Origin of the sequence: Aedoeadaptatus nemausensis, from assembly GCF_903819165.1 — a bacterium.
Classification (GTDB): Bacteria; Bacillota; Clostridia; order Tissierellales; family Peptoniphilaceae; genus Aedoeadaptatus; species Aedoeadaptatus nemausensis.
The window spans coordinates 130,749-155,204 of the sequence record NZ_CAIJCS010000016.1 but is presented as its reverse complement, the minus strand read 5'-3'; the positions used below and the strand labels follow the sequence as shown (position 1 = coordinate 155,204).

Below are 24,456 nucleotides of genomic sequence, written 5' to 3'. Positions count from 1 at the left end.
ACCGCCGAAGCGGTCTTCTTTTATTCCGATACATTGCTTTTGACGCGTTTTAAGCGGAAGAAATCTTCACGCTCTTTTTCCGCCAAAATTTCTTCGATTTCTTTTTTCGTCTGTTCGTACTTTGGAATTTGAATTTTTTCCAAGGCATTGGCCCGCTTCACCGTCTTTTTTATTTCTTTCGCCAAGCGGTACAGGTCGGTTTCGAGCTCCGCCAATTCGTAGATCCTCGCCCTCATATCGTGCATGCGAATATAGGCTTCGTCGAAGGCGAAGTTACTCTCGAACATGCTGAAGGTGGTGTTCGGTGAAAATTCCTTGTAGTGAATCTCCGGAATTTCCACCCCCATAACGGAGCGGTAGCCGATGGTGTAAGGTTCCTCCGGGGGCATGGACTTGCTCATATCCACGACCGCCTCCCAGCCCATAGTGACCGAGGCCATGGTAAAGGCGTCGTAGGAGCGGGTAAAGTCCCGTTCGATTTCCTGTTGGATGGTTTGGGCGCGCTCGTTTAATCGCATCATTTCCCGCATTAAGACGGCGCGCTTTTTATCCAGAAGACCGTAACCTTTTCTGGCAAATTCCAAGGCGCTTTTGACTTTCAAAAGATTGGCTTTTGTCGCCGTAACACGTTTTGCCATGATCCACCTCTAGTAAAATTCTTCCAAGAGCTTGGGATCCACGCGAACCAAACTGTCTTTCGGCAGGATGCGCAGAAGCTCCCACGCCTTATCAAGAGTTTCCCCGATCGTAGAAGATTTGTTAAAATCCTGGCCGATAAATTCGCTTTCAAAGCGCTTACCGAATTCGAGGATTTTCTGATCCCCTTCGGAAAGCTCTTCTTCCCCGATGATCTGTGCGAGGGAACGCACTTCGATACAACGGGAATAGGACGCAAAAAGCTGAGCCGACACGTCGGCGTGATCTTTACGGGTGTAATCCTCGCCGATGCCGTCTTTCATCAGACGGGACAGGGAGTCGAGAATATTGACCGGCGGGTAGATGCCCTGTCCGTTTAAGTCTCTGGAAAGAACGATCTGCCCTTCGGTAATGTAACCCGTCAAGTCGGGGATCGGGTGGGTGATGTCGTCCGAGGGCATGGTCAGGATGGGAATTAAGGTAACCGATCCTTCCACGCCGCGAATCATGCCCGCGCGCTCGTAAAGGGCGGCGAGATCCGAGTATAAATAGCCGGGATAGCCTTTACGGGAGGGAACTTCCTGCCGTTGCGAGGAAACTTCCCGCAAGCTTTCGCCGTAGCTCGTCATGTCCGTCATAATGACGAGGACGTGTTTGTGTTGTTCAAAGGCCAGATATTCCGCCGCGGTCAGGGCGCATTTCGGCGCGATGATACGCTCCATAATCGGGTCGTCGGCATAGTTCATATAGATGACGACCTTGTCCATGACGCCCGCTTCCATGAAGCTGTCGGTGAAGAAGGACGCCACTTCCCGCTTGAGCCCCATGCCGCAGAAGACGACGGCAAAGTCTTCGCCGTCTTTTCCGCTGTCGGCAATATTGGCCTGGCGAATAATTTGGGCGGCGAGCTCGTTGTGCGGCAGGCCGGATCCCGAGAAGATGGGCAGTTTTTGTCCGCGAATCAGGGTCATAACCGAGTCGATGGCGCGAATGCCCGTTTGAATAAAGTTACGGGGATATTCCCGGGCCACCGGGTTCATGGGCTGGCCGTTAACATTGTAAAATTCGCCGGAATAAATGGGTCCGCCATTGTCGATGGCTTGGCCGATGCCGCTGAAGCGGCGGCCTAATATAGCCGGGGACAAGGGGATTTCAAAGGGGCGCCCTTCGAAGACGACCCTCAGATTTTCCGTGGAAACCCCCATGGATTCGCCGAAGATCTGCACGGTCGCTTTGTCGTCTGCAATGCCGATCACCCGGCCTACCAATTCTTCCTTCGTTTCGGAATTGGTAATGGATACAATTTCGCCGTATTTTACGTGGTGAAGGCCGGATAGTTCGATAAGAGAACCGTCCACATTATCTAGGGATAAATATTCTTTTTTCATGCCTTCGCCTCCTCTCCGTCTTTCGCCGCAAGAGCGTCGTCATCGCCGTCGACGATATCGTATTCGATGCGAAGTTCGCGATAGTGTTCCTGAATATCGTTCATTAAGTGGGTAAAGGCCTTCATATCGTCGTTGGGAATGTTGTATTTCATATTGACTATCTTGGAGTAGAGGGCCTCGTTCTTTACTTCCTCGATGGAAATGCCCTGATCCAATACGGTCTTGCCCTCTTCGTAAAGGGTGTCGATGACTTCCATCATGGCAAATTGTTTTTCCAGAGGAACGTATTGGTCGATGTCGCTGAAGGCATTTTGTTGCAAGAAGGCGTCTTTAATCATCCGCGCGATTTGCAGAAGGAAGCGTTCCTTGTCGGGCAGAACGTCTTCCCCGACGAGCATGACGATTTCCTGGAGTCTCGCCTCTTCGTTTAAAATGTTTAAGAATTTTTTCCGAAGGGTGGGCAGGTCGCCTTCCAGTCGATTGTCGTAGTAATTGGAAAGGGCGCCTACATAGCCGGAGTAGCTGTTGAGCCAGTGAATGGCCGGATAGTGACGGGAATAAGCCAGGTCTTTATCCAGAGCCAAGAAGACATTGACGAAGCGACGGGTGTTTTCCGTTACCGGCTCGGAGAAGTCGCCCCCCGCCGGGGAGACGGCGCCGATGGTGGTGACCGATCCTTTTTCCCCGGAAAGGGTGGTTACCGATCCGTTTCGTTCGTAAAAGGATGCGATGCGGGAGGGAAGATAGGCGGGATAGCCTTCTTCCGCGGGCATTTCTTCCAGACGACCGGAGATTTCCCGCAGAGCCTCCGCCCAACGGGAAGTGGAATCCGCCATCATGGCCACGTCGTAGCCCTGATCTCTAAAGTATTCGGCGATGGTAATGCCCGTGTAAATAGAGGCTTCCCGCGCCGCTACGGGCATATTGGACGTATTGGCAATTAAAATCGTACGTTCCATAAGGGGTTTGCCCGTGTTCGGGTCGATCAGTTTCGGGAAGTCTTCCAGTACTTCCGTCATTTCGTTGCCCCGCTCGCCGCAGCCGATGTAGACGATAATGTCCGCGTCGCAGAATTTAGCGATGGAGTGTTGGGTCATGGTTTTTCCCGTACCGAAACCGCCGGGAATGGCGACGGTACCGCCTTTGGCGATGGGGAAGAATACGTCGAGTACCCTTTGACCCGTGGTCAGAAGCTCGTTGGCGTCTAAAAATTCATTGACGGGCCGGGGGATACGCACGGGCCACTCTTGACTCATGGCGACTTCATGCTCTTCACCCTTTTCATCTTCCAGTTTGACGACGGGCTCCGTAACATTGTAATCCCCTTCCCTCGCCACCCAGGTGATTTTCCCGGACACATTGGGGGGCGTTAAAATGCGGTGCTCGATTATCGAGGTCTCCGGCACGGTGCCCACAATGGCGCCGCCCTTAACTTCGTCCCCTACTTTAACCAGGGGTTTGAAGCTCCATTTTTTCTCCAGATCCAGATTCATCATGCCGATGCCTTCCGGAATAAAGAAGCCGTATGCTTCGTTAATGCGGCTCAAGGGGCGCTCGATGCCGTCGAACATATTGCCGATAAGACCGGGCCCTAAGCGGACGGAAAGGGGGCCTCCTGTGGAGACGATCTCTTCGTCCCGCTTTAAGCCTTCGGTTTCTTCGTAAACCTGTACGGTACCTTCGTCGCCGTGAATGGCAATGACTTCGCCGATAAGTTTTTTCTCCCCGACCTGTACCATTTCCCGCATGGAGAAATTCCCCATGGGGCGACCGATGACGACGGGGCCGTTGATCTTGGCAATTTTCGCTTCTTTACGCATGGTCCATCTCCTTTCGGAAAAGGCCGTAGAGAAGCTTACCGATCTCGTAGCGCTTTTCTATAATCTTCGTAACTAAATCGTAATTCAGGCTATAGGTTTTCTTCATGTCCATAAGGGTGTGTCCGCCGATGCGATCGTCGGGGAGCACATAGGGATGAAGTGTAAAGCCTTTTTGGCTCGCCGATTCCAATACGGAATCTTCGAATGTATCCAAATCTCTTTTTACCATGCCGATATGGTATTCTCCCGGCTCCAATTCGTCGAGAGTTTCCATGATGCGGTCTAAGAAGTTGTTCTTATACTCGTCGGTTTCCGTGTAATCTCTTACCCGGCGGCGAATGGCGAGGATGAAGTCGTCGCCCAATTCGTCGATTTTTTTAAGCTCCAGAACCCGTTCATTTTCGCGGGCTTTGGCGATTTCTTCGTTTCCCATAACGCGGGCGAGGTTTTCCCTCCGCTCCACAATATGTCGTTTTTCTTCCGAGAGTTGTTTATCTTTGCGGGCGATGAGGTTTTCTTTTTCCTCTTCCCACGCTTCTCTTCGTTTTTCTAAATCCAGAAGACGCCGTTTATAGACGACATCTTCAAAGAGTTCTAATTTATTTTCAAGTTGCAGCATTTTCTCACCTACTAATCCAATTTCACCCCGATGGCCTCGCGGACGTATTTTAAAATAAAGTCGTCTTCGCTATAGCCATCTCGTCCGGGCAATGTGCAGATAAAGGGACTGCGCTTCTTTTCTTTTACGGCGAGCACCTCTTCTTCCAGTTCGCGGAAGTCTTTCTCGTTTAATATGATCATGCCGATGTTTTTATCTTCAAGGGCCTGTTGAAAGGCGTCGTGAAGGTCGGATGCATCTGCACACCACACGCCTTCAAAGCCACTCATGCGAAGGGCGACGAGGAGCTCGTCGTCCCTGGAAATGACTCTGGAAATCATTAGAGTTTGCCTAGGATCATAATGGAGATAATCAGGCCGTAAATCGCAATACCTTCCGCAAGGCCGACGAAGATCAGGGTCTTACCTAAGATGGAGTCGTCTTCGCTTACGGCGCCCAGAGCGGCGGAACCTACGATCCCTACGGCGTAGCCCGTGCCGATGGTGGCAAGGCCCGTCGAGAGAGCGGCAGCGAGAAGGCCCAAGCCGTTAACTTCCGTAGCTTGGGTTGCGGCGTTTACGACGCCGGGTACGAGAAGGACATAGGCCGCTACGACGGTAGGGATAAAGACGGTGAGATTGGTGCGCATGGCACGTTTCAATTTTTTACGATCGGTGGAAACGCCACGTTCCAAAAAGACAAAACCTGCGATAATCGTCGATAAGACGACGAGAGATGCTAAGAATAAAATTTTTTCCATTGTAATTCTCCTTTGCTGCTTTTAGTGATTTTTCAGGCTCAAGCTGTCGGATTTAAACTCCCGTCCGCTTCCGCTGTAATAGCGGCTGAAGAGTTCGTAGTATTCCAGGCGCAGGCCTTGAATAAAGACGATAAGGCCTTCGAGCCCGATGATTAAAATATTTCCGAGGATTAAAATGATGACACCGCCGATATTATGAGGTGCCATTTGCGCCATAGTATGGAAGGCCATAAAGAGGCCCACGTGGTTAATGGCGAAGGCGCCGACACGAATAAAGGAGACGATCCCCGAAAGTGTAGAGATTAAAAGTTCGATCATGGAGAAGGAGCTTTCAATAAAGTAGCCGCTCTTTCCGCCTTCGTATTGAACCTCGGTCTTTTGCATTTTCGCCATAATGGGCTTCTTAAAGATCATAAGCAAAATAGAGAGGACCAAAATGGCGACGGCGACGGCCATGGGCACGATGGTAACCACACCCGCCACGTCTAAGATCATAATGAGGAGCATGGCGAAGACTAAAAAGCCGAAGAGGCCGTGTTCTCCGAAAAGTCCCCGCGCCAGATCTTTATTCTTAATGGCGTTGGCAAAGTTCATGCCGTAAGCGAGAACTAAGAGCACGACGCCGAAGCCGATGGCCACGGCGAGAACTTGCTCGATGTTTTGGAAGGGACGCATCCAAAGGGCGTCGATAATCTCTTCATTGCCGAAGACCGATCCGTATAAAAAGCCGAAGATGACCGAGGCGCCGCCCATTCGCATAAGGAGGCCGCCCATGTCTTTTTGCTTTTTCTTCGAGACCAGCCAACCGATCAGAACAAAGATAAGCCCCTGCCCTACGTCGCCGAACATGGCGCCGAAAAGGAGAAGGTAGGTAATGCCCACAAATACCGTCGGGTCGATTTCATTGTATTTGGGAATCCCGTACATTCTGACGAGAAGCTCGAAGGGCTTGAAAAATTTAGGATTGGTAAGTTTCGTCGGCGGGGTAATACCCTTAGCCGCCGTATCTTCTTCCTGTATGGTCAAGACCACATCGGGATATTTTTCCGTGCGGCGACGCACCTCTTCGATGCCCGCTTCGTCGGTCCAGCCCGTCATGAGGAAGTATTTTTTGGAGACGGCCATTTTTTCCTTGGCTTCTTCCACGCGACCTAAAAAGAGGATATGGGCTAAAATCTTACGCACCTTGTCCCGGTCGTCGTTATAGATTTGATCCCTCTCCTTTTCGATTTCTTTCAACCGACGATGGAGGGCTTCCTCCTCTTCGCGAAATTCCCGCAAAGTTTCCCGGGGCGTGCCCTTTGCGTAATCTAAAATAGGCACGTCGATCCAGTGAAGGGATTTCAAGACCCTGTCAATTTCCTCGCTTACCTCGTTGGGGTAGGTGATCATGTAAACTTCTTCGTCTTCGAAGGAGCCCGTGTGGAAAATCAGGGCCAATAAGTTTTCGTAACTGCTCTTTAAGCGGACGCGGGCGGATTTTTCCAAACGGCCGAAACGGGTGGAAAAATAGTTCAGATCTTTAATCTTTTTAAGATCCACGTCCACGTTTTCAAAAAGCGCCAAGTTTTCCTCGAACATGGCGATATCGTCCAGGCGCTTTAAGATCTCGTCGTATTCCTTTTGCATGGGCCCGATGCGATCCATAAGCTCTTTATAATATGCCAGGACATCTGCATTGGGATCGAAATCGCTTAAATTTAAATCGTCGATTTTAAAATAGTCGACGAGTTTTTTTGCATCCTGGGTGCGTTGCCGCACATCACTGTTAATGGGAAAAGGGGCGAGATTGTTCAGGTCTACGACCATTTCCACATTATCTTCGAGAGAGTAAATATTGCTATTTTCCGATAGCTGCGTCATGGCATCTACCATATCGAGGGTGCCCGATTGAAGCACTTCGAATAAAATATCCTCCATGTTTTCCAATCGACCCACGACGCTCAGCATGACCATTCTCTCTACTGCCATACTTCACCTTCTTTCTCGGGAATCGTCAACAGATTCCGTATCATGTCCTTCCCGAAGCCAAGTCGCAAGCCCTCGAGAGTCGTGGAGACGTCGCGAATGGCGAACTCGAGCAGGAGGGACAGGGCGACGATGCGCCCCAATGACATGGTTTCTTTTTGATAAAACGTCGTATACATTTTCGAAATATCCCTGGAAGCCAGTACGTCGGTCATGTGATTGTCGCGCTTCTTCTGAAATAAGAAGGAGAAGCTCGAATGGCGTACCGATTCCACTAAATTATCTACATTGTCCGAATAGACCCATTCCTTAATGAGAGGCCGCGGAATATTGCCCCCGTGAATGACGAAGTTTTCCATTTCCGATTTCATAATATCGTAATTCTTTTTCGCCCTATAAATATAGAAGATATTTAACAGGTCGATGTGGCGATTGAGCATAGCCAACACCGCTTTACGATCTTGCTTCGGCAAATGTTCCGCTTCCCGTACGAGGTTTTCGTAATAGGACTGATCCAGTTCCATTTCGATGTAAAATAAAATGCGATCCCTCGCCACATCCTTATAAGATGAAAGCAAGCGACCATACTTTGTCATCTCCAAAGTTTTAAACAGATCGTCCGGCTGAACCTCCTGAGCCTTAGGTAGAAGACCGGGATCGAAGGATAGGAGACTGTTCCTTACGATGTCGATGTTTTCGTCGTGGTAGACGGCGCGAAATATGCGCTTAATGTCTTGAATCGTATAGCGCTCCAAAAGGGAGGCGTAAAACTGACGGGCAGGTCCTTGGAGGTAGTGTTCAAAACTTTTCAAAGCCTCGAATACCTTCTGCTCCATCTTGACATTAACCTCGAGCAGATGGGCATCCTCCGAAAGGTCGATGTCCCATTCCTTTGCTACGACGTCCAGACCGTCTTTGTAATTTCCTTCGGCGAGGATTTTGAGAGGAACCTCCGATTTTAAGTACTTGGCATAGACCGCGACCGCCTTTGTATTTACTGCAGAGTAATTCATTAGGTCCTCCTATAAATCGAGGAGCTGAAAGGCTTGTTCGACCAGTTCTTTCTTATGCTCTTTGTAGACCGCACTGACCTCATCGAGCTTTTCGTGATTCGCTTTTCGAATTTCGTCGACGACTTCCATGGCTTCGCTGTAAATTTTATCGTAGCCTGCCTTGGCAGCGTCTTTCGATCCTTCCCGCTCGTCCGCTTCCATTTCTGTGAAATGCTTTTGCAGAGCGGATTTTTCAGCTTCAATGGAGGATTCTTTATCCCGAACCATTTTTTCCGTTTTTTCATCTAAGGAGATGACGCCTCGAATCAATTGTTCCAAAGATACGCCCCTTTCTAATCTTTCTCTCGCAGACCTCGCAATAAAGGCCTGCAATCAGATTCATTCTAGCACTTGGCGGTTTTTAAATCAAAAAAGAGCCTTTCTAAAATATAGAGATAAAGTGTAAAAAATAGACAGAATCCTTCATCGAAACCGATTAAAAGTTCAAAATAAGGGACCACTTTTTTATGCATCCCTTAAATTGCACATTTTACAGTATTTTATGTTAAGATATACTTTATTCTAAAGTTTCCTTCGCTGAATATGAATCGGAACCTTCGAAAGCTTATCATTTTTCAGATAACCATACTTCTTGGAAAAATTTTTCATTATACGATGAAATTTCTCCACATTTTTGGTATAATCACTGTGAACATATTTGTTTTATTTGAGGGAGGTGCATCTTATGCACATTAATCGTTATACCGGTGATTCCATCGATACTTATATTCTCTCGCTCCTTAACGAGAACAGCCGTATGTCCTTAAGCGATATTGCAAAAAAGGTGAGTTTATCCGTTTCCGCAACTCGCAACCGCATCCACCGTTTGGAAGATGCAGGGGTCATCGCAGGTTACACTATTTTACTCGGCGGCGAAGAAGACGACTCGTATATCCACTCTTTCTGCCTTATCGACATATCGGAAGAGGATAATACCATCGAGGAATTCATCAATTACGTTCAATCGTCACCTGAAGTCACCGATTGCTGGAAATTAATGGGAGAATATCAATTCTTGATCCGCATTAAATCCACTTCTTCCAAATCACTGGACGACTTCCTTATGCGCTTAAGAGATATGATCTCCATTAAACGCACCAACACCATCGGCGCTCTGAATCAGGTAAAGGGCAAAGATATCAGAGAGCACAACTCCATTCGAATTCACGAAAAATAATAAGGCGAGTGTCCATCACTCGCTTTATTTTTTTGCAGTAAAAAAGAGCCCCGAAGGGCTCTCGTCTATAGGCTTTGGGATTCGATGCGCGCAAAGAAGGTGTCTTTGTCGATTAAGCTTAAAAGCTCTTCCCTGGAAATTTCTCTTGTAATAGTAAAGTCGCCTTCTTCCCTTTCCGCCACGTCGCCGGAAAGTTTTTTCGCCACGAGGTAGCGGCCCTTCACCGGAGCGAGTTTTTTCACTCCCCGCTTTAAGAGGGGCATGGCACTTTTTGTCGCCGCGGAGATAATATCGGCGACCACGGCATTGCCCGTAGGTTCCTTGCCGGCGCCCGGGCCCGTAAAGGCCAGGTCTCCTACGAAGGATCCCTTTACATTCACCTGATTAATGGCGTCGGGCAAAATAGCCAGGCTGTCGGCTGCATCTAGGATCACCGGCTCCACCACGGCTTCGATTCCGTCTTCTACAGGTTTTGCCGATGCTACGAGTTTTACCTTTTGACCCTTCTCATTTAAAAAGCTGACGATGTCGCCGTTTAATTGGGCGATGCCCCGGGTGGGAATGGCGTCGCCGTCGACGTGACCGAATGCCATTTCGATGAGGAGATGAAGTTTGCGGCGGGTGTCGAAGCCTTCCACATCGTCGGTGGGATCCTGCTCGGCGTAACCCAGTTCCTGACAGAGCTTCAAGGTGGCGTCGTATTCCGCCCCTTCTTTAAACATGGCGTTGATTAAATAATTGCAGGTGCCGTTCAAAATCCCCTGTACACTTTCGATTTCGTTTTCGAGGCAGAGTCCCCGAAGCGGTGTTAAGACGGGGATGCCCCCTCCTACTGCCGCTTCAAATAAGAAGGGAACGTCCTTTTCTTCGGCGATCCCGTTCAGCTCTTCGAAATGGGCGCTCACCGCCGCCTTGTTAGCCGTAACCACGGCGACCCCCGCTTCCAGCGCCCGCTTCATATAATCGTAGGCCATGTCCATGGCACCGGTAGCTTCGGCGACGATGTCCACTTCCTCGAGGACGGCGTCGTAATCTTTTGCCGTAACCACCTTCTCCGGAAGTTCTTTCCCCAGGCGTTCGGCACTGCGATCGCTGGCCACAATATAAGCGATTTCCAAGCCGCCTACGGTGTCTTTTAATATATTTTCACGTGCTTTTAAAATATCGTAGGTCCCTCGACCTACGGTTCCAAACCCGATAAGTGCTAATTTCATAATCTCTCCTCCATTTCGTCCTTTATCGTATTATGAATTGACTATACTAGAGAGTTTTTGTTATAGTCAAGAAAAACTATTGTTTAATATGAAAGAAGGTACATCTTATGGTCTATCGTTTAGCAATTTTAGGCGCCACCGGTCTCGTCGGACAGACGATGCGTGGCATTTTAGAAGAAAAAGATCTCCCCTTGGAGCTTACCATGTTTGCCTCGGCAAACAGTGCCGGCAAAACTTTTACCTTTAAAGGCGAAGAACACACGGTTCAGAAACTTACGGAAGAAGCTTTAAGAGAAGGCAAATTCGATTATGTCTTGAGCGCTCTGGACGGCGGTTTGGCCGGCAAGTTCTGCCCTGTGGCTGCCGAAGCGGGAAGTGTCGTCATCGACAACAGCTCCCACTTCCGCATGGAAGAAGGCATTCCCTTGGTCGTACCTGAAATCAACGCAAAAGACGGCATCGAAGCCAAGGGCATTATTGCCAATCCCAACTGCTCCACCATTCAATCGGTAGTGGCATTAAAGCCCGTCGAGGATCTGTTCAAGATGAAACGCGTCGTCTTTACCACATTCCAAGCCGTCAGCGGCTCCGGCGTCAACGGCATCGCCGATTTGGAGCGAGGCATCGAAGGGGGCGAGCCTGAATTTTATCCCCATCCCATCGCCTACAACTGCCTTCCCCATATTGACGACTTTTTAGAAGACGGCTATACAAAAGAAGAAATGAAGATGGTCAACGAATCCCGCAAGATCTTCCACCGCCCGGATCTTGCCGTTACGGCGACGGCGGTGCGCGTGCCCGTTAAAGGCGCCCACGCTATTTCCGTCAATGTTACCTGCGAAAATCCCGTAGATCTCGATGAACTTCGCAAGGCTTACGAGAAAATGGACGGCGTCGTCTTACAAGACGATGTGAAAAACCTTGTCTATCCCCTTCAAATCGAAGCCGAAGGAAAGGACGAAGTCTTCGTCGGTCGTATCCGCAAAGACGACTCCTGCGAAAATAGCTTAAACCTTTGGGTCGTCGCCGATAATATTCGTAAGGGTGCGGCCCTGAACGCCATTCAAATTCTGGAAAAACTCCTGGCAGACCGCTAATGAAGGTTCCCATCGTACAGGCGGGCATCGGCCCCATGACCCTTTCGGAAAACCGTGAAGTGATCTTTAAGGGCATGGAAGAAGCTATGAAATCGGAGCCCGATATTATCGTCCTCCCCGAAATGTGGAATTCGGGCTTCTTCCCCGAAAAATTTACCGATGACGACGACTACAAAGAAGAGGAGCTTCAAGAAGCCCTCTCCCGTTTCGCCCGCCATCATCAGGTCAATCTCGTCGCCGGCTCCATGACCGTCCGCGAGAAGGTCGGCCGCGCCAATCGCAGCTTTATCTACGATCGAAAAGGCGCACTCTTGGGCACCTACGACAAGTCCCATTTATTTCCCGTAGGCGAGGAGAAAAATTTCTTTACCCCGGGAGATCATAATCTTTCCTTCTCCCTCGACGGGATCGATTGCGGCATCGTCACCTGCTTCGAACTGCGCATGCCGGAATGGGTGCGCCTCGCCGTATCGGGCAAGGCGAAGATTCTCTTCGTTCCCGCGGCATGGGGCCTTTCCCGCGTGCCCCATTTGCATCTTTTCGCCAAGGCTCGGGCCGTGGAAAATCAATGTTTCGTCGTGGTAGTCAACTGCACGAAAATGGGAGATTACCACGCCATGGGCGGCGGCGGAAGCTGCATTTACGGGCCCGCCGGCGAGGAGATTCTTATGACCGGAACGGAAGAGGCGGTAAAGACCGTAAACTTAAATTTAGAACAGATCGAAGAAGAAAAAGCCTTCTTCGACCTTTATAAAGAACGCCGACCCGAACTTTACGAGGGCCTGGTCCAATAGGAGCATATATGGATCTTGGAAAAATAAAAACTATAGCCGAAGGTGTAAAGCCTCTTTACCGCTACCTCCACGCCCATCCGGAAATCAGCGGCGAGGAAAAAGAAACTTCCCGTTTTTTACAGGAGCAAATGAAAGCCTTGGGCTACGAGATTACGGTTTACGATAATTTCGGCTTTCACGGCGATTTAAAAGGAGAAGGCGAGGGCCCGATGGTGGCCCTTCGCGCCGATATGGACGCTCTCCCCATTACAGAGGCAACTGATCTCTCCTTTCGCTCCGAACATCCCGGGCTTATGCACGCCTGCGGCCACGATATGCACATGGCCTGTCTATTGGGCACGGCGCAGTATTTTGCGGAGCACCGCGATTTCCCCGGAAGCCTTCGGCTGATTTTTCAACCCAATGAAGAAAAAGATGGCGGCGCCGAAATTATGGTAAAAGAAGGGGTTATGAAAGATGTGGATTACGTCATGGGCCTCCACGTCTCCCCCGATCTTTTGGCGGGTACCTTCGGCATTTTGACGGGCTTTATGTATGCGAGCGTAGAAGATTTTGAAATCACCATTCGAGGAAAAGGAGGCCACGCCGCCAATCCCGAACGCGCCGTGGACCCTATCGTCTGCGGCGGACACGTGATCGTGGCCCTGCAAACCATCGTCGCCCGGCGCTTCTCCCCCTTTACGCCTGCGGTGGTCACCATCGGCTCCGTTCACGGGGGCAACAAGCACAATATTATTCCCGGCGAAATGACCATCGAAGGCACTATTCGCGCCAATACGAAGGAAAATCGCGACAAGCTTCGCCGCCATCTCACAGAGATCGCGGAGTATACGGCAAAAGCACACGAATGTGAGTGCAGTGTGGAGATCGTAAAGGGGTACGTTCCCCTGATTAACGACGAAAAGGCCACGGCCTCCGTGAAACTTGCCCTGGAAGAAACCTTCGGAAAAAATGCCGTCATCACCCTCCCGACCCCCACCATGGCGGCGGAAGACTTCGCCTATTATTTGGAAGAAGCGCCCGGAACCTATATTAATCTCGGCGTGGGCCGCCCCGGCGAAAGATCCGCCATTCACACGGCGAACTTTTATCCGGAAGAAGACGCCCTCTACTACGGCATCGCCGCGGAAGTAACCTCGGCACTACATTTTATGAATGAAGACAAATAAATTATCCCCGAGCTCTAGCTCGGGGATGTTTTTTGCCTATTAAAGGCAAACCTTTAAATGATCGCCACAAAATAATGCCGCACACGTCCTCTTTCACAGGGAATGCATCCCCTTACTTCGTAACTTGCGCCTCATACATTTTCATCAGCAGTGCGACGGCGTCACTTTCGAGATCCTTCCCGGGTTTTAGGCCATAGGCATACATCACCGCGCGGTCATTTTCCTGATGGGCGCGAATTAATTCCGGCGGCATAGTCAAGGGATCATATAGATCTGCCAAAGAAGCATCGGGGTACAATGCACGAGCGTCGAGTATGCTTTGCGCCGTTTCTTTAATATTATCCCGCTGCGCTTCCGTTACATCCGGCCACGGGAAGGTATTATACACCAATACATTGGAGTACCTATAATCGCTTTTCAATCTGCCTGCTAACATACGCATCCACGCCATATGAATATTCGAAGTGATGACGCCGAATTCATACAAGGTGGCATCGGGAACGATTTGAAGGGCGTTTGTTGCAATAACTGAAGCATCTTCGTAGCCGATGGGAATATAGCGTCTGCGCTCCGAGGAAACCGCCGGCACGACTAAATAAGGGGTATCCGGCTGCGCCAGCTGTTTGAATCGCGTGGGCTCATCTGCGAATTTGACAGTAGACTTTGCCTTGCTCGCCAATCGGAATTCCCTAACTTTATTTATCCGATCCATAATTAGACGGCTTTTGCGCAGCTCCTGCGGCGCTACACCCGCCAACCATAAGCAGTAGCGTTCTGTTCTATTAATAAATTCACTGGCTCCAATGACGCGGTGAATATAGTTTGCCGTGATGGGCTCACGCTTTATAAATTCATCTTTTTCCTCTGCCGTTAAGAAAAAGTGTCCGCCATCTGTCGGTTTGTTTCCATAAATCATAGGCGAAACATTCGAAATCGGTTTTCTTCTCGATTTGACGAAAATAATGGGACCCGGGTTTAAATAAAAGTTTAATTCATCTGCTATTTCGAAGCTTCCATTATCTGAAAAAATTAGCTTCTCGCCCTTTTCAGATCTATGGTAACTGAATCCTACGATGACCACATGCACATTTGCCTTATAAAGTGTTTCACTATTCCATGCAAATGTCTTATATCCGAAATCCGGAGAAATGTGGAATCGCTCATGGAGAGGCTCCCACACGCCTTCTACCTGTTCCCCTTGTGTAATGGAGTTGGTGGCGACGAAGGCTACTTTAATCGTCGTATTTTCGATAAATTGGGCTGCCTTGAAAAACCACCCCGCCACATAGTCGATTTTTCCCGCCAAGCGATATTCTTTTCCGCTCTTATCTACATAAATCGACCGCATTTCCTTCTTTTGCTTTTCCGATTGCATGGAATGGCCTACAAAAGGCGGATTGCCCATTATATAGTCGATCTCGTAAGGATCCACGAAAGTTTTCCAGTCGAAGGTAAGGGCATTATCTTCTCTTATATGAGCGGAAGATTTAAGGGGAAGAAATTCCTGATCGAAGAAAAGATTGTTTCGCGTTTCTTGAAACATTTGGCTTTCTGCGATCCACAGAGCCGTCTTGGCGACGGACACGGCGAAGTCGTTGATCTCGATGCCGTAAAATTGATCCAGGCTTACTTTTATAACATGGTCGTCTTTGGCTTCGGTCATCATAATGGTGTAATTGGAATGTATTAAGACGATCGCTTCGTTCTCCAAACGGCGCAGTTCTAAATAAGTTTCCGTTAAAAAGTTTCCGGAGCCGCAGGCGGGGTCGAAAAACCGCAAGTTTGCCAGCTTGTTTTGAAAGGCTTTCGCCTGTTTTACGATGGCGGATTTTTGTTTTAATTGTTTAATTTGGTTTAATTCGTATTTCAGATCGTTTAAAAATAAGGGGTCGATTACTTTGTGAATGTTTTCGATGGAGGTATAGTGCATGCCACCGGATCGGCGTTCTTCCGGGTTTAATGTGCTTTCAAATACGCCGCCGAAGATGGTCGGGCTGATTTCCGACCAGTCGAAATCGCTGCAGGCGTTTTTGATAATAAGTTCCCGCAATTGTTCATTAAATTGGGGGATTTCGATGTTTTCTTCGGCAAATAGTCCGCCGTTGACGTAGGGGAATTGGGCGAGTTTTTCATCCAGGTAAGGATCTCTGTCTTCCGGTTTTGTATCCAGTACTTTAAATAGATTGATGATGGCGTCTCTAAAAAATCGCACGTCGAAATCTTTCAGGTAGTCGCCGAACATCCCGTGGGATCCGAACAGTTCCGCATCTTCCGCATAAAAACAAAAAACTAATCGGACACATAATACATTGATGCTTCGAAGGCTGTGGGGATCGTCGGGATTTTTGTATTGTTTTAGGAGTTCGTTGTAGATTTCTCCTACCAACTCCCCTGCTTCTAAGGAGACTTTCGTCTCTTTTTCGATTTGCTCGTTGGTTTTATCCAGTAATATTTCCAAGCGATAGTATTCTTTGTCCAGATCCTCCAGCTTTAATATGGCGGGTTCCGCATTGGGGTTTTCCATATCGTAAATATAGAATTCTTTAAAATTGCAGGTAATGATCCAACGAGGACGCTTCGAATAGCGTAGGTTTGCAGAATAACGTTTAGCTTGCTGGAAAGGCGTCAGAAAAGTGCCATCCGATTGGCGAATGCCGGAGTTTAAGTTTCTATTAGCTCCCTTTTGTTCGATCAATACTTTCGTCTTGTCGATGTAGCCGTCCATAAAGCTCGTGTGATCCATCATAACGGTGTCTTCAAAGGTTATGTATTCCGACGGGTTTTCCACTCCGTATACGTTAGATAAAAGATCGAGCCAAAAGGCTTGGCTATGTTGTCTTTCGTTGCCTTTGTTTTTCCAGCGTTCGATAAATTCTTGTGCTGCACGTTTCCTGCTCCGGTTAAGGGTCATTTTATCCTCTCCGTTCGTGAACTTAAACCATTCTAATATTTCATCATTTCCGTCGAATCGATCGATTCCTCTAATTTTACTCATTGTTTTCTCATTATGTATTATATCTTAAGTGGGTAGAGCTTTCAGGTGAATCGTCAACTCCTTTTGGGATGCTGAAGGTTCGAGTTAAAAGTACTGTCCGGATCGAAAGGTCACTCATTTATATTAACAAACATCTCTTCTGTTGCTTTTTTCCCATCGGAGGAGTATCGTTTGCTTTCTTCTTTCCTTCCGCAGGTCTTCATCGCCACGCCTTCCCTTGCAATTTCATCTCATATAAAAAGCTCTCTCCTCCCCTAAATTATGGGCTTTGTTTGTTTCTATCTTAGCAAACTACTCTTATTGACTTTGAATGAAACACGATATACAATAGACACGTAAACGTTTCCCTACAACCTATTATATGAACGAAAGGAGTTCTTAATGCCTAAATTTGCAAAAAGAATGGACAATCTAAAAGCTTCTGAAATCCGCGAGCTTTTAGCTTTAACGGCTGACCCCAGCATTATCTCGTTTGCAGGTGGCCTTCCCGCCGCCGAACTCTTCCCCATCGACGCTTGGATCGAAGCATCCAATAAAGTCATGAAGAATAACGGCGCCGCCGCCCTTCAATACGGCCCCACCGACGGTTACGCTCGCCTAAGAGAACACTGCGTTACCCGCATGAAAAAAGTCGGCTGCAAAGATGTTAAACCTGAAGACATTCAAATTCTTTCCGGTTCCCAACAAGGTCTCGACTTCGTTCCCAGAGTTCTTATCGATCCGGGCGATTATATTATCGTCGAAAGCCCCACCTACTTAGGCGCTCTCAACGCATTTAAGGCTTATGAACCGAAGTTCTTGCAAGTTGCCCTCGACGAAGACGGCATGATCTTAGAAGACTTGGAAGAAAAACTTAAAAACCACGACAATGTGAAGTTCATCTACGTTATTTCCGACTTCCAAAACCCCTCCGGCAAAACCTGGACTTTGGAAAGAAGAAAAGGCCTTATCGAACTTGCCAATAAATACGATGTCATGATCCTTGAAGACAATCCCTACGGCGAATTACGTTTCGAAGGCGAAATCCAACCTTCCCTTCGCAGCTTAGATACCGAAAACCGCGTCATCTTCATGGGTACTTTCTCCAAGATCTTCAGCCCCGGCATCCGCGTCGGTTGGTTCAACGCCGCTCCCGAAGTTCTCGAAAAGTTCAACATGGTTAAACAAGGTGCCGACCTTCAAACCTCTACCACCACTCAAATGATCCTGTCTCAATTCTTAGACGACAACGATCTCGAAGAACACATTGCAAAGATCATCGAAGTATACGGCAAACGTAAAAACATCATGGTCGACGCTATGAAGAAATACTTCCCCGAAGAAGTTACCTTCACCAATCCCGAAGGCGGCCTCTTCCTATGGGTCAGCTTACCCGAAGGCTTAAATGCTCGCGATATCGCAGTAAAAGCCATCGAAAAGAAAGTTGCCTTCGTACCCGGCGGCGCTTTCTATCCTGAAAGCCCGGAAGAAAACCACTTCCGCTTAAACTACAGCTGCATGCCTGAAGATAAAATCGAAGAAGGTATTAAGCGCTTAGGCGAAGTTTTACACGACGCCGTTAAATAAAATATGAGCAGCCCTTTCCTCGGAAGGGGCTGTTTTTATAGTTCTTTCCGACCTTCAATAAGAGCTCGATATAAATCGGGCTCTTTTATATTTTCTTCGCCTTTCTATGTATAACGGACGAAGGGGTTCCTCCTCTCAATTCGTAGGGGCGTGCCCGCCAATACGCCTGCAACACAGTCTGCCGATGCATCATTTTTATTTTTGTGACATTCTGTGCATCAGCCCCCCGAAACAATCACTCATAACGAGCGAAAGTGTTGCCTCTGCGAAATAGTCGTTGTCTTTTGTCGCCATCGTTTTTGCCATAAAAAAAGACCTCCCGAAGGAGGTCTTTGACTGTATATCTTTGGGTTTACAGTTGTTCGCTTAGTTCTCTTTCTTTACGAACGAGTTCTTCAAGCTTGGGCACGATGGCGTTTAAGTCGCCGACGACACCGAGATCCGCTACGTCGAAGATGGGTGCGCCATCGTCTTTGTTAACGGCGATGATAAGGTCGGAATCTTCCATACCTGCCAAGTGTTGGATGGCTCCGGAAATACCCAGTGCCAAGTAAAGTTCGGGACGTACGGTTTTACCGGTTTGTCCGACTTGTTGCGATTTTTCGATCCAGCCGGAGTCGACTGCGGCTCTGGAGGATGCGATTTCTGCGCCAAGTTCTTTTGCAAGGCCGTTTAAAGTATCGAAACCTTCCGGGCCGCCCATGCCGCGACCGCCGGAAATAAGGATATTGGCTTCGGTAATGTCTTTTTTGGAGCTTTCGATTTTAAGCACTTCTTTTAAACGAACGACGGGTTCTTTATGCGAAAATTCGAATTTGTCTTCGATAACTTCGCCGTCGGTCTTTTCGACTTCGATACTGGGCATAACGCCGGGACGTACCGTGGCCATTTGGGGACGGAAGTCTTCGCAGACGATGGTAGCCATTAAGTTACCGCCGAATGCCGGACGAGTCATCATAAGAAGTTTGCTTTCGGGGTCGATTTCAAGTTTTGTACAGTCGGCGGTAAGACCGGTGTGAACGCGAGCTGCAAGGTTCGGTGCAAGGTCGCGACCGATGGAGGTAGCGCCGAATAATACGATTTCAGGTTCGTATTTTTCGATGATGCCGTATACCATGTCGGCGTAATCTTCGCTTAGGTATTCTTTAAGTCTCGGGTCTTCTACGACAATGACTTTGTCGGCGCCGTGGCGGAATAAGACTTCAGCTTCTTCTTTTACGTTTTCGCCGATTAACATGCCCACTACTTCTTGACCGAGGTCATCGGCAAGTTCTCTCGCCTTGCCGAGTAGTTCGATACCTACTTTTTCAAGTTTGTTATCTCTTTGTTCGATAAATACGTATATATCTTTACTCATTTGGTCCTCCCCTTAAATGATGTATTTTTCTTTTAATTTAGCAAGAATAGCTTGTGCAGCTTCATCAGCGGATAAGTCGTTGAGTAATACGCCGGCAGCCTTTCCTTCTTTCGGGAAGGATTTTTTAACGCGGGTCGGCGATCCTTTTAGACCGATATTCGACAAGTCGAGTTTATCTTCAATGTCTTTGAGGCCCCAAACGGTAATGTCTTTTTCTTGTGCTTCATAAATACCGCGAATGGTCATGTAACGAGGTTGAGCACATTCTGCAAGGGTCGTAATGAGGATCGGCATTTCAGCTTCCAAGATATGGTAGCGGTCTTCGAATTGACGTTTTACGATAACTTTATCGCCTTCTACATCGACATCTTCAGCATAGGAGATAGCCGGGATGTTCAAGTGTCTTGCAATTTGAGGGCCGACTTGCGCGGTGTCGCCGTCGATTGCTTGACGTCCTGCGATGACCAAATCGTAGTCGATGTGTTCGATGGCGGCTGTAATCGTACAGGAAGTTGCCCAAGTGTCGGCACCACCGAAGGCTCTGTCACTTACGAGAATCGCTTCGTCAGCACCCATGGCGAGGGCTTCGCGAAGGGCGTATTCCGCTTGGTTCGGACCCATGGAAAGAGCGTATACTTTTACGTTTTCGGGATCTTTGTCCTTAATGCGAAGGGCTACTTCCAAGCCGGATAAGTCGTCCGGGTTGATAATGCTGGGGACGCCTTCGCGGATCAAAGTATTGGTTTTCGGATCCAAACGAACCTCGGTCGTGTCAGGTACTTGTTTAATACATACCACTATGTTCATGATAACCTCCTGATTCCTCTTATTTCAAAAGTTGACTGCCGATAACGAGAAGTTGAATTTCGCTGGTACCTTCGTAGATGGAGGTAATGCGCGCATCTCTGTAAAGGCGTTCGATTTTGTAATCTTTAATGTAGCCGTAACCGCCGTGTACTTGAAGGGCGTCGTAGACGATTTCGTTACAGGTTTCGGCACAGAAATATTTTGCCATGGAGCAAAGCTTGGATGCGTCTTCGCCTCTGTCTTTAGCAGCTGCCGCTTCGTAAACGAGAAGTTTTGCAGCTTCTAATTTAGCAGCCATTCTTGCGATCTTAAAGCTGATGCCTTGAAGTTTTGCAATGGGACGACCGAATTGAACACGTTCTTTAGCAAATTTAATGGCTTCTTCAAGAGCGGCTTCTGCAACACCGATGGATTGAGCGGCGATACCGATACGGCCGACGTCCAAGGTCTTCATAGCGTTCGTAAAGCCCTTGCCTTCTTTACCGAGCATATTTTCTTTCGGTACGCGGACATTTTCGAGTACGATGTCGGAGGTGGGGCAGCCGATGATACCCATTTTTTCTTCGGGTTTACCGAAGGAAACGCCTTCGCTCTTTAAGTCGACGATAAATGCTGTAATGCCTGCGCTGCCTTTTGCCGTCGTATCGGTTTTGGCATAAATTACACCGTAATCGGCGATGGGCGCACCGGTGATAAAGGTTTTACGTCCGTTAAGAACCCATTCGTCACCATCTAAAACAGCCGTGGTTTTGGTGCCGCCGGCGTCGGAACCTGCTCCCGGTTCGGTTAAGCCGAAGCAGAAGGTAAGTTCGCCTGTAGCGATCTTGCTTAAGTACTTTTCTTTTTGTTCGGGGGTACCGCTCAATTGAATCGGTGAACCGCAAAGGGAGTTCGGGCTCGATACGAAAACACTGGCTACTGCACTGCGTTTTGCGATTTCTTCCATAACGATAACGTAGGATACGTGATCGCCGCCTGCTCCGCCATATTCCTTCGGTGTCTTAATGCCGAAAAATCCTGCTTCGCCCATTTTGCGGACGATATCGAGGTCGAGACAGCCCGTTTCTTCTGCTGCATCGAGTACTTCATCGGTTAATTCTTGATCTGCAAATTTAGCAGCGAGATCGCGAATTAATTTGTGCTCTTGCTTAAATTCCATGTTTTCCTCCTATTTGTAGGTTATGTACGCCTTGCGTACGCCCGGCGATGCTGAGTGAATATAATACGTTTTCCTTTTATTGGAAAAATTTTTCACATTCACATAACGCATTCGCTAAATACTACTGTCTACTATAGATTTGGTCACAGCGAAGGAAATGAAAACCTTCTTGTATACCAGTATAACGCATAAGTATTAACTTAACAAGCAATAAATGCAAAAATCCGGACATTTTAAAGGGGTCCGGATTTGCATTTATCAATACTTACAGACTCTTCTTATGGAATTAGCTGTAGTATTTTTCCATCATTTCTTTGAAGATGGGGATCGATTTTTCGCAGGTTTCCGTATCGACGCAGTAGCTCAAGCGCATAAAGGCTTTGGAGCCGAAGCCGGTGCCGGGTACGACGAGCATGTCGTATTCTTTTGCACGTTCGGAGAAGGTTTCGCTGTCTCCGTCCGGAGATTTAATGAAGAGGTAGAAAGCACCTGCCGGTTTGGCGACTTGGTAGCCGATTTCGGTTAATGCGTCAAAGAGAAGGTCTCTGTTCTTTTTATAAACTTCTACATCGGGTTCGACATCGACGCAGCGTTCGATAACTTTTTGCATTAAGGTCGGAGCACATACGAAGCCTAAGGAGCGGCCTGCACCGCCGACTGCGGGCATTAAGTCTTTATCTTCAACAGTGTTTGGAACGAGGATGTAGCCGATACGTTCGCCGGGAAGAGATAGGGATTTGGACCAGCTGTAGCATACGACGGTGTTGTCGTAGATGCTGGGTACCCATGCAACTTCAGCATCGTCGACGAGTACGAGTTCGCGGTAGGGTTCGTCGCTTAGGATGTAGATCGGGTGACCGATTTCTTTGCTCTTCTTTTCGAGAACAGCTGCTAATTCTTCTAAAGCTTCTTTCGAATAGATAACGCCTGCCGGGTTGTTCGGTGTGTTGATCAAGACGGCACGTGTGTTTTCCGTAAGAACTTTTTCAACGTCTTCAGCGTGAAGTTGCATGTCGTCGCGAGCTTCGACGAGTACCATTTTACCGCCTTGGCTTTCGATAAAGACGGTGTATTCGGGGAAGAAGGGTGCCAATACGACAACTTCATCTGTGGGTTCTTCGATAAGAGCTGCAAGGGAGATGTTCAAAGATGCTGCAGCACCGCAAGTCATGTAAAGGTTACTTGCGTCATAGTCGGTGCCATAACGTTTGTTTAAATTTTCGGCGATGGCTTGACGTGTCGATTCAAAACCGTTACCTGCAGAGTAGCTGTGAACTGCTTGGGGTTTTTCGTTTTTGGTAAGCTCGATAATGGCTTCTTGTACTTCCTTCGGTGCGGGAACACTGGGGTTACCGATGGAGAAGTTCAATACATTTTCGGGTCCTACAACTTTTGCACGTTCGGCGCCAAATCCTGCGAGTTCGCGGATAACGGATTTTTGTTTGCCGAGGGATGTCATTTTTTTATTCGCCATAATAGATGCTCCTTTTTTTATAAAATATAAGGTTTATGCGTTTTCTTTCAGTTCTTTTGCTCTTTTCTCTTCGCGGATAGCTTGTTCGCGGTAAACATCTTCGCGGGTGCCGCCGAAGTTTGCAAATTTACCGAGAAGGCCGCCGATTACGGCACATACGAGTGCGGGAATCAGCCATTCAAAGGCAAAGTTTCCTAAGGGGAAGTTCGCTACTTTTTCAGCGAGGCTGCCGAGAGCGTTTCCACCTTGCATTTGAGAGAACAGGTTGATGGCTTGGATGATGCCGACAAGGCCGGCACCGATAACGCCGCCGATAAATACGCCATTGTACTTGATCTTTTTATCAAAGATGGAGAGAAGAATTAAGCAGATGACGATGGGGAATACAGCTGTCAGTACGGGAACTGCAATGTTGATAATGCCTTCTACACCCAGTAGGGAAATAGCAAAGGCAACGATGGTAGCCACAGTAACGACCTTTTTATAGGGAAGTTTTCCATTGGTTACATCACTGAAGAAGTTACCGCAAGTAGAGATAAGGCCTGTGGATGTGGTTAAGCATGCCAAGGCTACGCCTAAGCCCAGTAGGAAGCGTCCTACGTGACCGAGTAGAGTTTCGACGGTGCCGAGTAAGATGGCGGTACGGTCCATATCCGGTGTAAACATAGAGCTTACAGTGGATCCGACATAGGTCAGGGAGCCGTAAACGAGGGCCAAGCAGATGAAAGCGATAATACCGATTTGGATGCTCGCTTTTACTTGTGTCGCTTCGTCCGTATAGCCTCTGCGGATAAGGTCGGTTAAGACGATACCACTCATGAGGGATGCACCGAGAGCGTCCATGGTTTGGTAACCTTCTTTAAAGCTCATTTTGAAGAGATCCGGTGCGTCGGTCGTAATGGCCGGTCCCGGCGGATTTACGATGGCCACGACGGCGATGACTGCCAAGATAATGAGCAGTCCCGGCGTCAAGAATTGGCCGATGTAGTCGAGTACTTTACCTGGATTTAATACGAGGTAAAGAGTTAATGCAAAGAATACAACGGATGTAACGACCACAGGAACGGCGGGAAGGTTCGGTGCGACGAACATTTCGTGGGTCGTAGCGCCTGTTCTCGGTACGGCAAAGAAGGGGCCGATAATCAAGATACAGATGGCGGAGATGACCGCTGAGAATTTCCAGCCGACGCGTTTACCGAGGTCGATGGCGCGACCGCCCAGTTGAGCGGTAACGATAACGCCTAGAATAGGTAGTACGGGGTCGGACATGAGGAAGCCGATTGCCGCTGTAAACCAACGGTCGCCGGCGAGTACGCCTAGATAGGGCGGGAAGATCATATTGCCTGCGCCGAAGAAGATGGCGAACAGGGCAAAACCGCAGACGATTATGTCTTTTCTTTTAATTTCCATAAGCACTCCTTCGTC

General features: G+C 48.4%; 21 protein-coding genes. 5 read left to right on the top strand and 16 right to left on the bottom strand.

What is annotated here, in order from left to right; genetic code table 11:
- Window positions 1–20: 20 nt before the first annotated feature.
- Genes PEPTYR26121_RS04255 through PEPTYR26121_RS04215 form a run of 9 tightly spaced genes read right to left on the bottom strand, consistent with a single transcriptional unit; the run spans window position 21 to window position 8,501 of the window.
- Window positions 21–638, bottom strand: a complete 618-nt coding sequence (locus tag PEPTYR26121_RS04255; RefSeq protein WP_180499566.1) for a V-type ATP synthase subunit D — start codon at window positions 636–638, stop codon at window positions 21–23.
- A 9-nt stretch (window positions 639–647) separates the two neighbouring features.
- Complete coding sequence (locus PEPTYR26121_RS04250) at window positions 648–2,024, bottom strand: V-type ATP synthase subunit B (protein WP_180499564.1); 1,377 nt, start codon at window positions 2,022–2,024, stop codon at window positions 648–650.
- Complete coding sequence (locus PEPTYR26121_RS04245; RefSeq protein ID WP_180499562.1) at window positions 2,021–3,844, bottom strand: V-type ATP synthase subunit A; 1,824 nt, start codon at window positions 3,842–3,844, stop codon at window positions 2,021–2,023. Before PEPTYR26121_RS04245 ends, PEPTYR26121_RS04250 begins: the two co-directional genes overlap by 4 nt.
- Window positions 3,837–4,463 carry a hypothetical protein gene (locus PEPTYR26121_RS04240; protein WP_180499560.1) on the bottom strand — a complete coding sequence of 209 codons (627 nt, stop codon included), beginning with the start codon at window positions 4,461–4,463 and terminating at the stop codon, window positions 3,837–3,839. Before PEPTYR26121_RS04240 ends, PEPTYR26121_RS04245 begins: the two co-directional genes overlap by 8 nt.
- Window positions 4,464–4,474: 11 nt before the next feature.
- Window positions 4,475–4,783, bottom strand: coding sequence for a V-type ATP synthase subunit F (locus tag PEPTYR26121_RS04235; protein WP_180499558.1), 309 nt, complete (start codon window positions 4,781–4,783; stop codon window positions 4,475–4,477).
- The gene (locus tag PEPTYR26121_RS04230; protein WP_180499556.1) at window positions 4,783–5,202 is read right to left on the bottom strand and encodes an ATP synthase subunit C; all 420 of its coding nucleotides are present in this window, start codon (window positions 5,200–5,202) and stop codon (window positions 4,783–4,785) included. Before PEPTYR26121_RS04230 ends, PEPTYR26121_RS04235 begins: the two co-directional genes overlap by 1 nt.
- Window positions 5,203–5,223: 21 nt before the next feature.
- Entirely contained in the window at window positions 5,224–7,173 is a 1,950-nt protein-coding gene (locus PEPTYR26121_RS04225) for a V-type ATP synthase subunit I (protein ID WP_180499554.1), read from the bottom strand.
- Entirely contained in the window at window positions 7,164–8,183 is a 1,020-nt protein-coding gene (locus PEPTYR26121_RS04220) for a V-type ATPase subunit (RefSeq protein WP_180499552.1), read from the bottom strand. The genes PEPTYR26121_RS04225 and PEPTYR26121_RS04220 overlap by 10 nt, the downstream gene beginning before the upstream one ends.
- 9 nt (window positions 8,184–8,192) lie before the next feature.
- Window positions 8,193–8,501 carry a hypothetical protein gene (locus tag PEPTYR26121_RS04215; protein ID WP_180499550.1) on the bottom strand — a complete coding sequence of 103 codons (309 nt, stop codon included), beginning with the start codon at window positions 8,499–8,501 and terminating at the stop codon, window positions 8,193–8,195.
- 406 nt (window positions 8,502–8,907) lie between these two features.
- Between PEPTYR26121_RS04215 and PEPTYR26121_RS04210 the strand changes: the two genes are divergently transcribed.
- Window positions 8,908–9,399 carry an Lrp/AsnC family transcriptional regulator gene (locus PEPTYR26121_RS04210; RefSeq protein ID WP_180499547.1) on the top strand — a complete coding sequence of 164 codons (492 nt, stop codon included), beginning with the start codon at window positions 8,908–8,910 and terminating at the stop codon, window positions 9,397–9,399.
- A 65-nt stretch (window positions 9,400–9,464) separates the two neighbouring features.
- On the opposite strand, the gene PEPTYR26121_RS04205 is transcribed toward PEPTYR26121_RS04210, so the two are convergent.
- Window positions 9,465–10,613, bottom strand: coding sequence for a homoserine dehydrogenase (locus PEPTYR26121_RS04205; protein WP_180499545.1), 1,149 nt, complete (start codon window positions 10,611–10,613; stop codon window positions 9,465–9,467).
- Between the two features lie 107 nt (window positions 10,614–10,720).
- On the opposite strand from PEPTYR26121_RS04205, the gene PEPTYR26121_RS04200 reads away from it, so the two are divergent.
- From PEPTYR26121_RS04200 to PEPTYR26121_RS04190, 3 genes are read left to right on the top strand one after another with little or no spacing between them, the layout of a single operon-like run.
- Window positions 10,721–11,710 carry an aspartate-semialdehyde dehydrogenase gene (locus PEPTYR26121_RS04200; RefSeq protein WP_180499543.1) on the top strand — a complete coding sequence of 330 codons (990 nt, stop codon included), beginning with the start codon at window positions 10,721–10,723 and terminating at the stop codon, window positions 11,708–11,710.
- Window positions 11,710–12,504 (top strand): nitrilase-related carbon-nitrogen hydrolase, encoded by a 795-nt coding sequence (locus tag PEPTYR26121_RS04195; protein WP_180499532.1) that lies wholly within the window; start codon window positions 11,710–11,712, stop codon window positions 12,502–12,504. The genes PEPTYR26121_RS04200 and PEPTYR26121_RS04195 overlap by 1 nt, the downstream gene beginning before the upstream one ends.
- Before the next feature lie 8 nt (window positions 12,505–12,512).
- A complete protein-coding gene (locus tag PEPTYR26121_RS04190) occupies window positions 12,513–13,673 on the top strand; it encodes a M20 metallopeptidase family protein (protein WP_180499531.1) in 1,161 nt (386 codons plus the stop codon).
- A gap of 112 nt (window positions 13,674–13,785) precedes the next feature.
- Here PEPTYR26121_RS04190 and PEPTYR26121_RS04185 read toward each other — a convergent pair whose 3' ends face one another.
- Entirely contained in the window at window positions 13,786–16,668 is a 2,883-nt protein-coding gene (locus PEPTYR26121_RS04185) for a DNA methyltransferase (RefSeq protein WP_246285892.1), read from the bottom strand.
- Between the two features lie 381 nt (window positions 16,669–17,049).
- Between PEPTYR26121_RS04185 and PEPTYR26121_RS04180 the strand changes: the two genes are divergently transcribed.
- On the top strand, window positions 17,050–18,234 hold the full coding sequence (locus PEPTYR26121_RS04180; RefSeq protein ID WP_180499529.1) for an aminotransferase-like domain-containing protein: 1,185 nt from the start codon (window positions 17,050–17,052) through the stop codon (window positions 18,232–18,234).
- A gap of 352 nt (window positions 18,235–18,586) precedes the next feature.
- Here PEPTYR26121_RS04180 and PEPTYR26121_RS04175 read toward each other — a convergent pair whose 3' ends face one another.
- The 5 genes from PEPTYR26121_RS04175 to brnQ all read right to left on the bottom strand — a co-directional run bounded on the left by PEPTYR26121_RS04175 (window position 18,587) and on the right by brnQ (window position 24,441).
- Window positions 18,587–19,591, bottom strand: coding sequence for an electron transfer flavoprotein subunit alpha/FixB family protein (locus PEPTYR26121_RS04175; RefSeq protein ID WP_180499527.1), 1,005 nt, complete (start codon window positions 19,589–19,591; stop codon window positions 18,587–18,589).
- Between the two features lie 12 nt (window positions 19,592–19,603).
- Window positions 19,604–20,398 carry an electron transfer flavoprotein subunit beta/FixA family protein gene (locus tag PEPTYR26121_RS04170; protein ID WP_180499526.1) on the bottom strand — a complete coding sequence of 265 codons (795 nt, stop codon included), beginning with the start codon at window positions 20,396–20,398 and terminating at the stop codon, window positions 19,604–19,606.
- Between the two features lie 19 nt (window positions 20,399–20,417).
- A complete protein-coding gene (locus PEPTYR26121_RS04165; RefSeq protein ID WP_180499524.1) occupies window positions 20,418–21,557 on the bottom strand; it encodes an acyl-CoA dehydrogenase family protein in 1,140 nt (379 codons plus the stop codon).
- 286 nt (window positions 21,558–21,843) lie between these two features.
- Window positions 21,844–23,031, bottom strand: coding sequence for a pyridoxal phosphate-dependent aminotransferase (locus PEPTYR26121_RS04160; RefSeq protein WP_180499523.1), 1,188 nt, complete (start codon window positions 23,029–23,031; stop codon window positions 21,844–21,846).
- A 33-nt stretch (window positions 23,032–23,064) separates the two neighbouring features.
- A complete protein-coding gene (gene brnQ, locus PEPTYR26121_RS04155) occupies window positions 23,065–24,441 on the bottom strand; it encodes a branched-chain amino acid transport system II carrier protein (protein ID WP_180499521.1) in 1,377 nt (458 codons plus the stop codon).
- Between the last annotated feature and the right edge of the window lie 15 nt (window positions 24,442–24,456).

What these genes read in the sequence shown, in the direction of transcription:
- PEPTYR26121_RS04255 (WP_180499566.1), bottom strand. Translation starts at nt 638, where the DNA reads ATGGCAAAACGTGTTACGGCGACAAAAGCCAATCTTTTGAAAGTCAAA.
- PEPTYR26121_RS04250 (WP_180499564.1), bottom strand. Translation starts at nt 2,024, where the DNA reads ATGAAAAAAGAATATTTATCCCTAGATAATGTGGACGGTTCTCTTATC.
- PEPTYR26121_RS04245 (WP_180499562.1), bottom strand. Translation starts at nt 3,844, where the DNA reads ATGCGTAAAGAAGCGAAAATTGCCAAGATCAACGGCCCCGTCGTCATC.
- PEPTYR26121_RS04240 (WP_180499560.1), bottom strand. Translation starts at nt 4,463, where the DNA reads ATGCTGCAACTTGAAAATAAATTAGAACTCTTTGAAGATGTCGTCTAT.
- PEPTYR26121_RS04235 (WP_180499558.1), bottom strand. Translation starts at nt 4,783, where the DNA reads ATGATTTCCAGAGTCATTTCCAGGGACGACGAGCTCCTCGTCGCCCTT.
- PEPTYR26121_RS04230 (WP_180499556.1), bottom strand. Translation starts at nt 5,202, where the DNA reads ATGGAAAAAATTTTATTCTTAGCATCTCTCGTCGTCTTATCGACGATT.
- PEPTYR26121_RS04225 (WP_180499554.1), bottom strand. Translation starts at nt 7,173, where the DNA reads ATGGCAGTAGAGAGAATGGTCATGCTGAGCGTCGTGGGTCGATTGGAA.
- PEPTYR26121_RS04220 (WP_180499552.1), bottom strand. Translation starts at nt 8,183, where the DNA reads ATGAATTACTCTGCAGTAAATACAAAGGCGGTCGCGGTCTATGCCAAG.
- PEPTYR26121_RS04210 (WP_180499547.1), top strand. Translation starts at nt 8,908, where the DNA reads ATGCACATTAATCGTTATACCGGTGATTCCATCGATACTTATATTCTC.
- PEPTYR26121_RS04205 (WP_180499545.1), bottom strand. Translation starts at nt 10,613, where the DNA reads ATGAAATTAGCACTTATCGGGTTTGGAACCGTAGGTCGAGGGACCTAC.
- PEPTYR26121_RS04200 (WP_180499543.1), top strand. Translation starts at nt 10,721, where the DNA reads ATGGTCTATCGTTTAGCAATTTTAGGCGCCACCGGTCTCGTCGGACAG.
- PEPTYR26121_RS04195 (WP_180499532.1), top strand. Translation starts at nt 11,710, where the DNA reads ATGAAGGTTCCCATCGTACAGGCGGGCATCGGCCCCATGACCCTTTCG.
- PEPTYR26121_RS04190 (WP_180499531.1), top strand. Translation starts at nt 12,513, where the DNA reads ATGGATCTTGGAAAAATAAAAACTATAGCCGAAGGTGTAAAGCCTCTT.
- PEPTYR26121_RS04185 (WP_246285892.1), bottom strand. Translation starts at nt 16,668, where the DNA reads ATGAGTAAAATTAGAGGAATCGATCGATTCGACGGAAATGATGAAATA.
- PEPTYR26121_RS04180 (WP_180499529.1), top strand. Translation starts at nt 17,050, where the DNA reads ATGCCTAAATTTGCAAAAAGAATGGACAATCTAAAAGCTTCTGAAATC.
- PEPTYR26121_RS04175 (WP_180499527.1), bottom strand. Translation starts at nt 19,591, where the DNA reads ATGAGTAAAGATATATACGTATTTATCGAACAAAGAGATAACAAACTT.
- PEPTYR26121_RS04170 (WP_180499526.1), bottom strand. Translation starts at nt 20,398, where the DNA reads ATGAACATAGTGGTATGTATTAAACAAGTACCTGACACGACCGAGGTT.
- PEPTYR26121_RS04165 (WP_180499524.1), bottom strand. Translation starts at nt 21,557, where the DNA reads ATGGAATTTAAGCAAGAGCACAAATTAATTCGCGATCTCGCTGCTAAA.
- PEPTYR26121_RS04160 (WP_180499523.1), bottom strand. Translation starts at nt 23,031, where the DNA reads ATGGCGAATAAAAAAATGACATCCCTCGGCAAACAAAAATCCGTTATC.
- brnQ (WP_180499521.1), bottom strand. Translation starts at nt 24,441, where the DNA reads ATGGAAATTAAAAGAAAAGACATAATCGTCTGCGGTTTTGCCCTGTTC.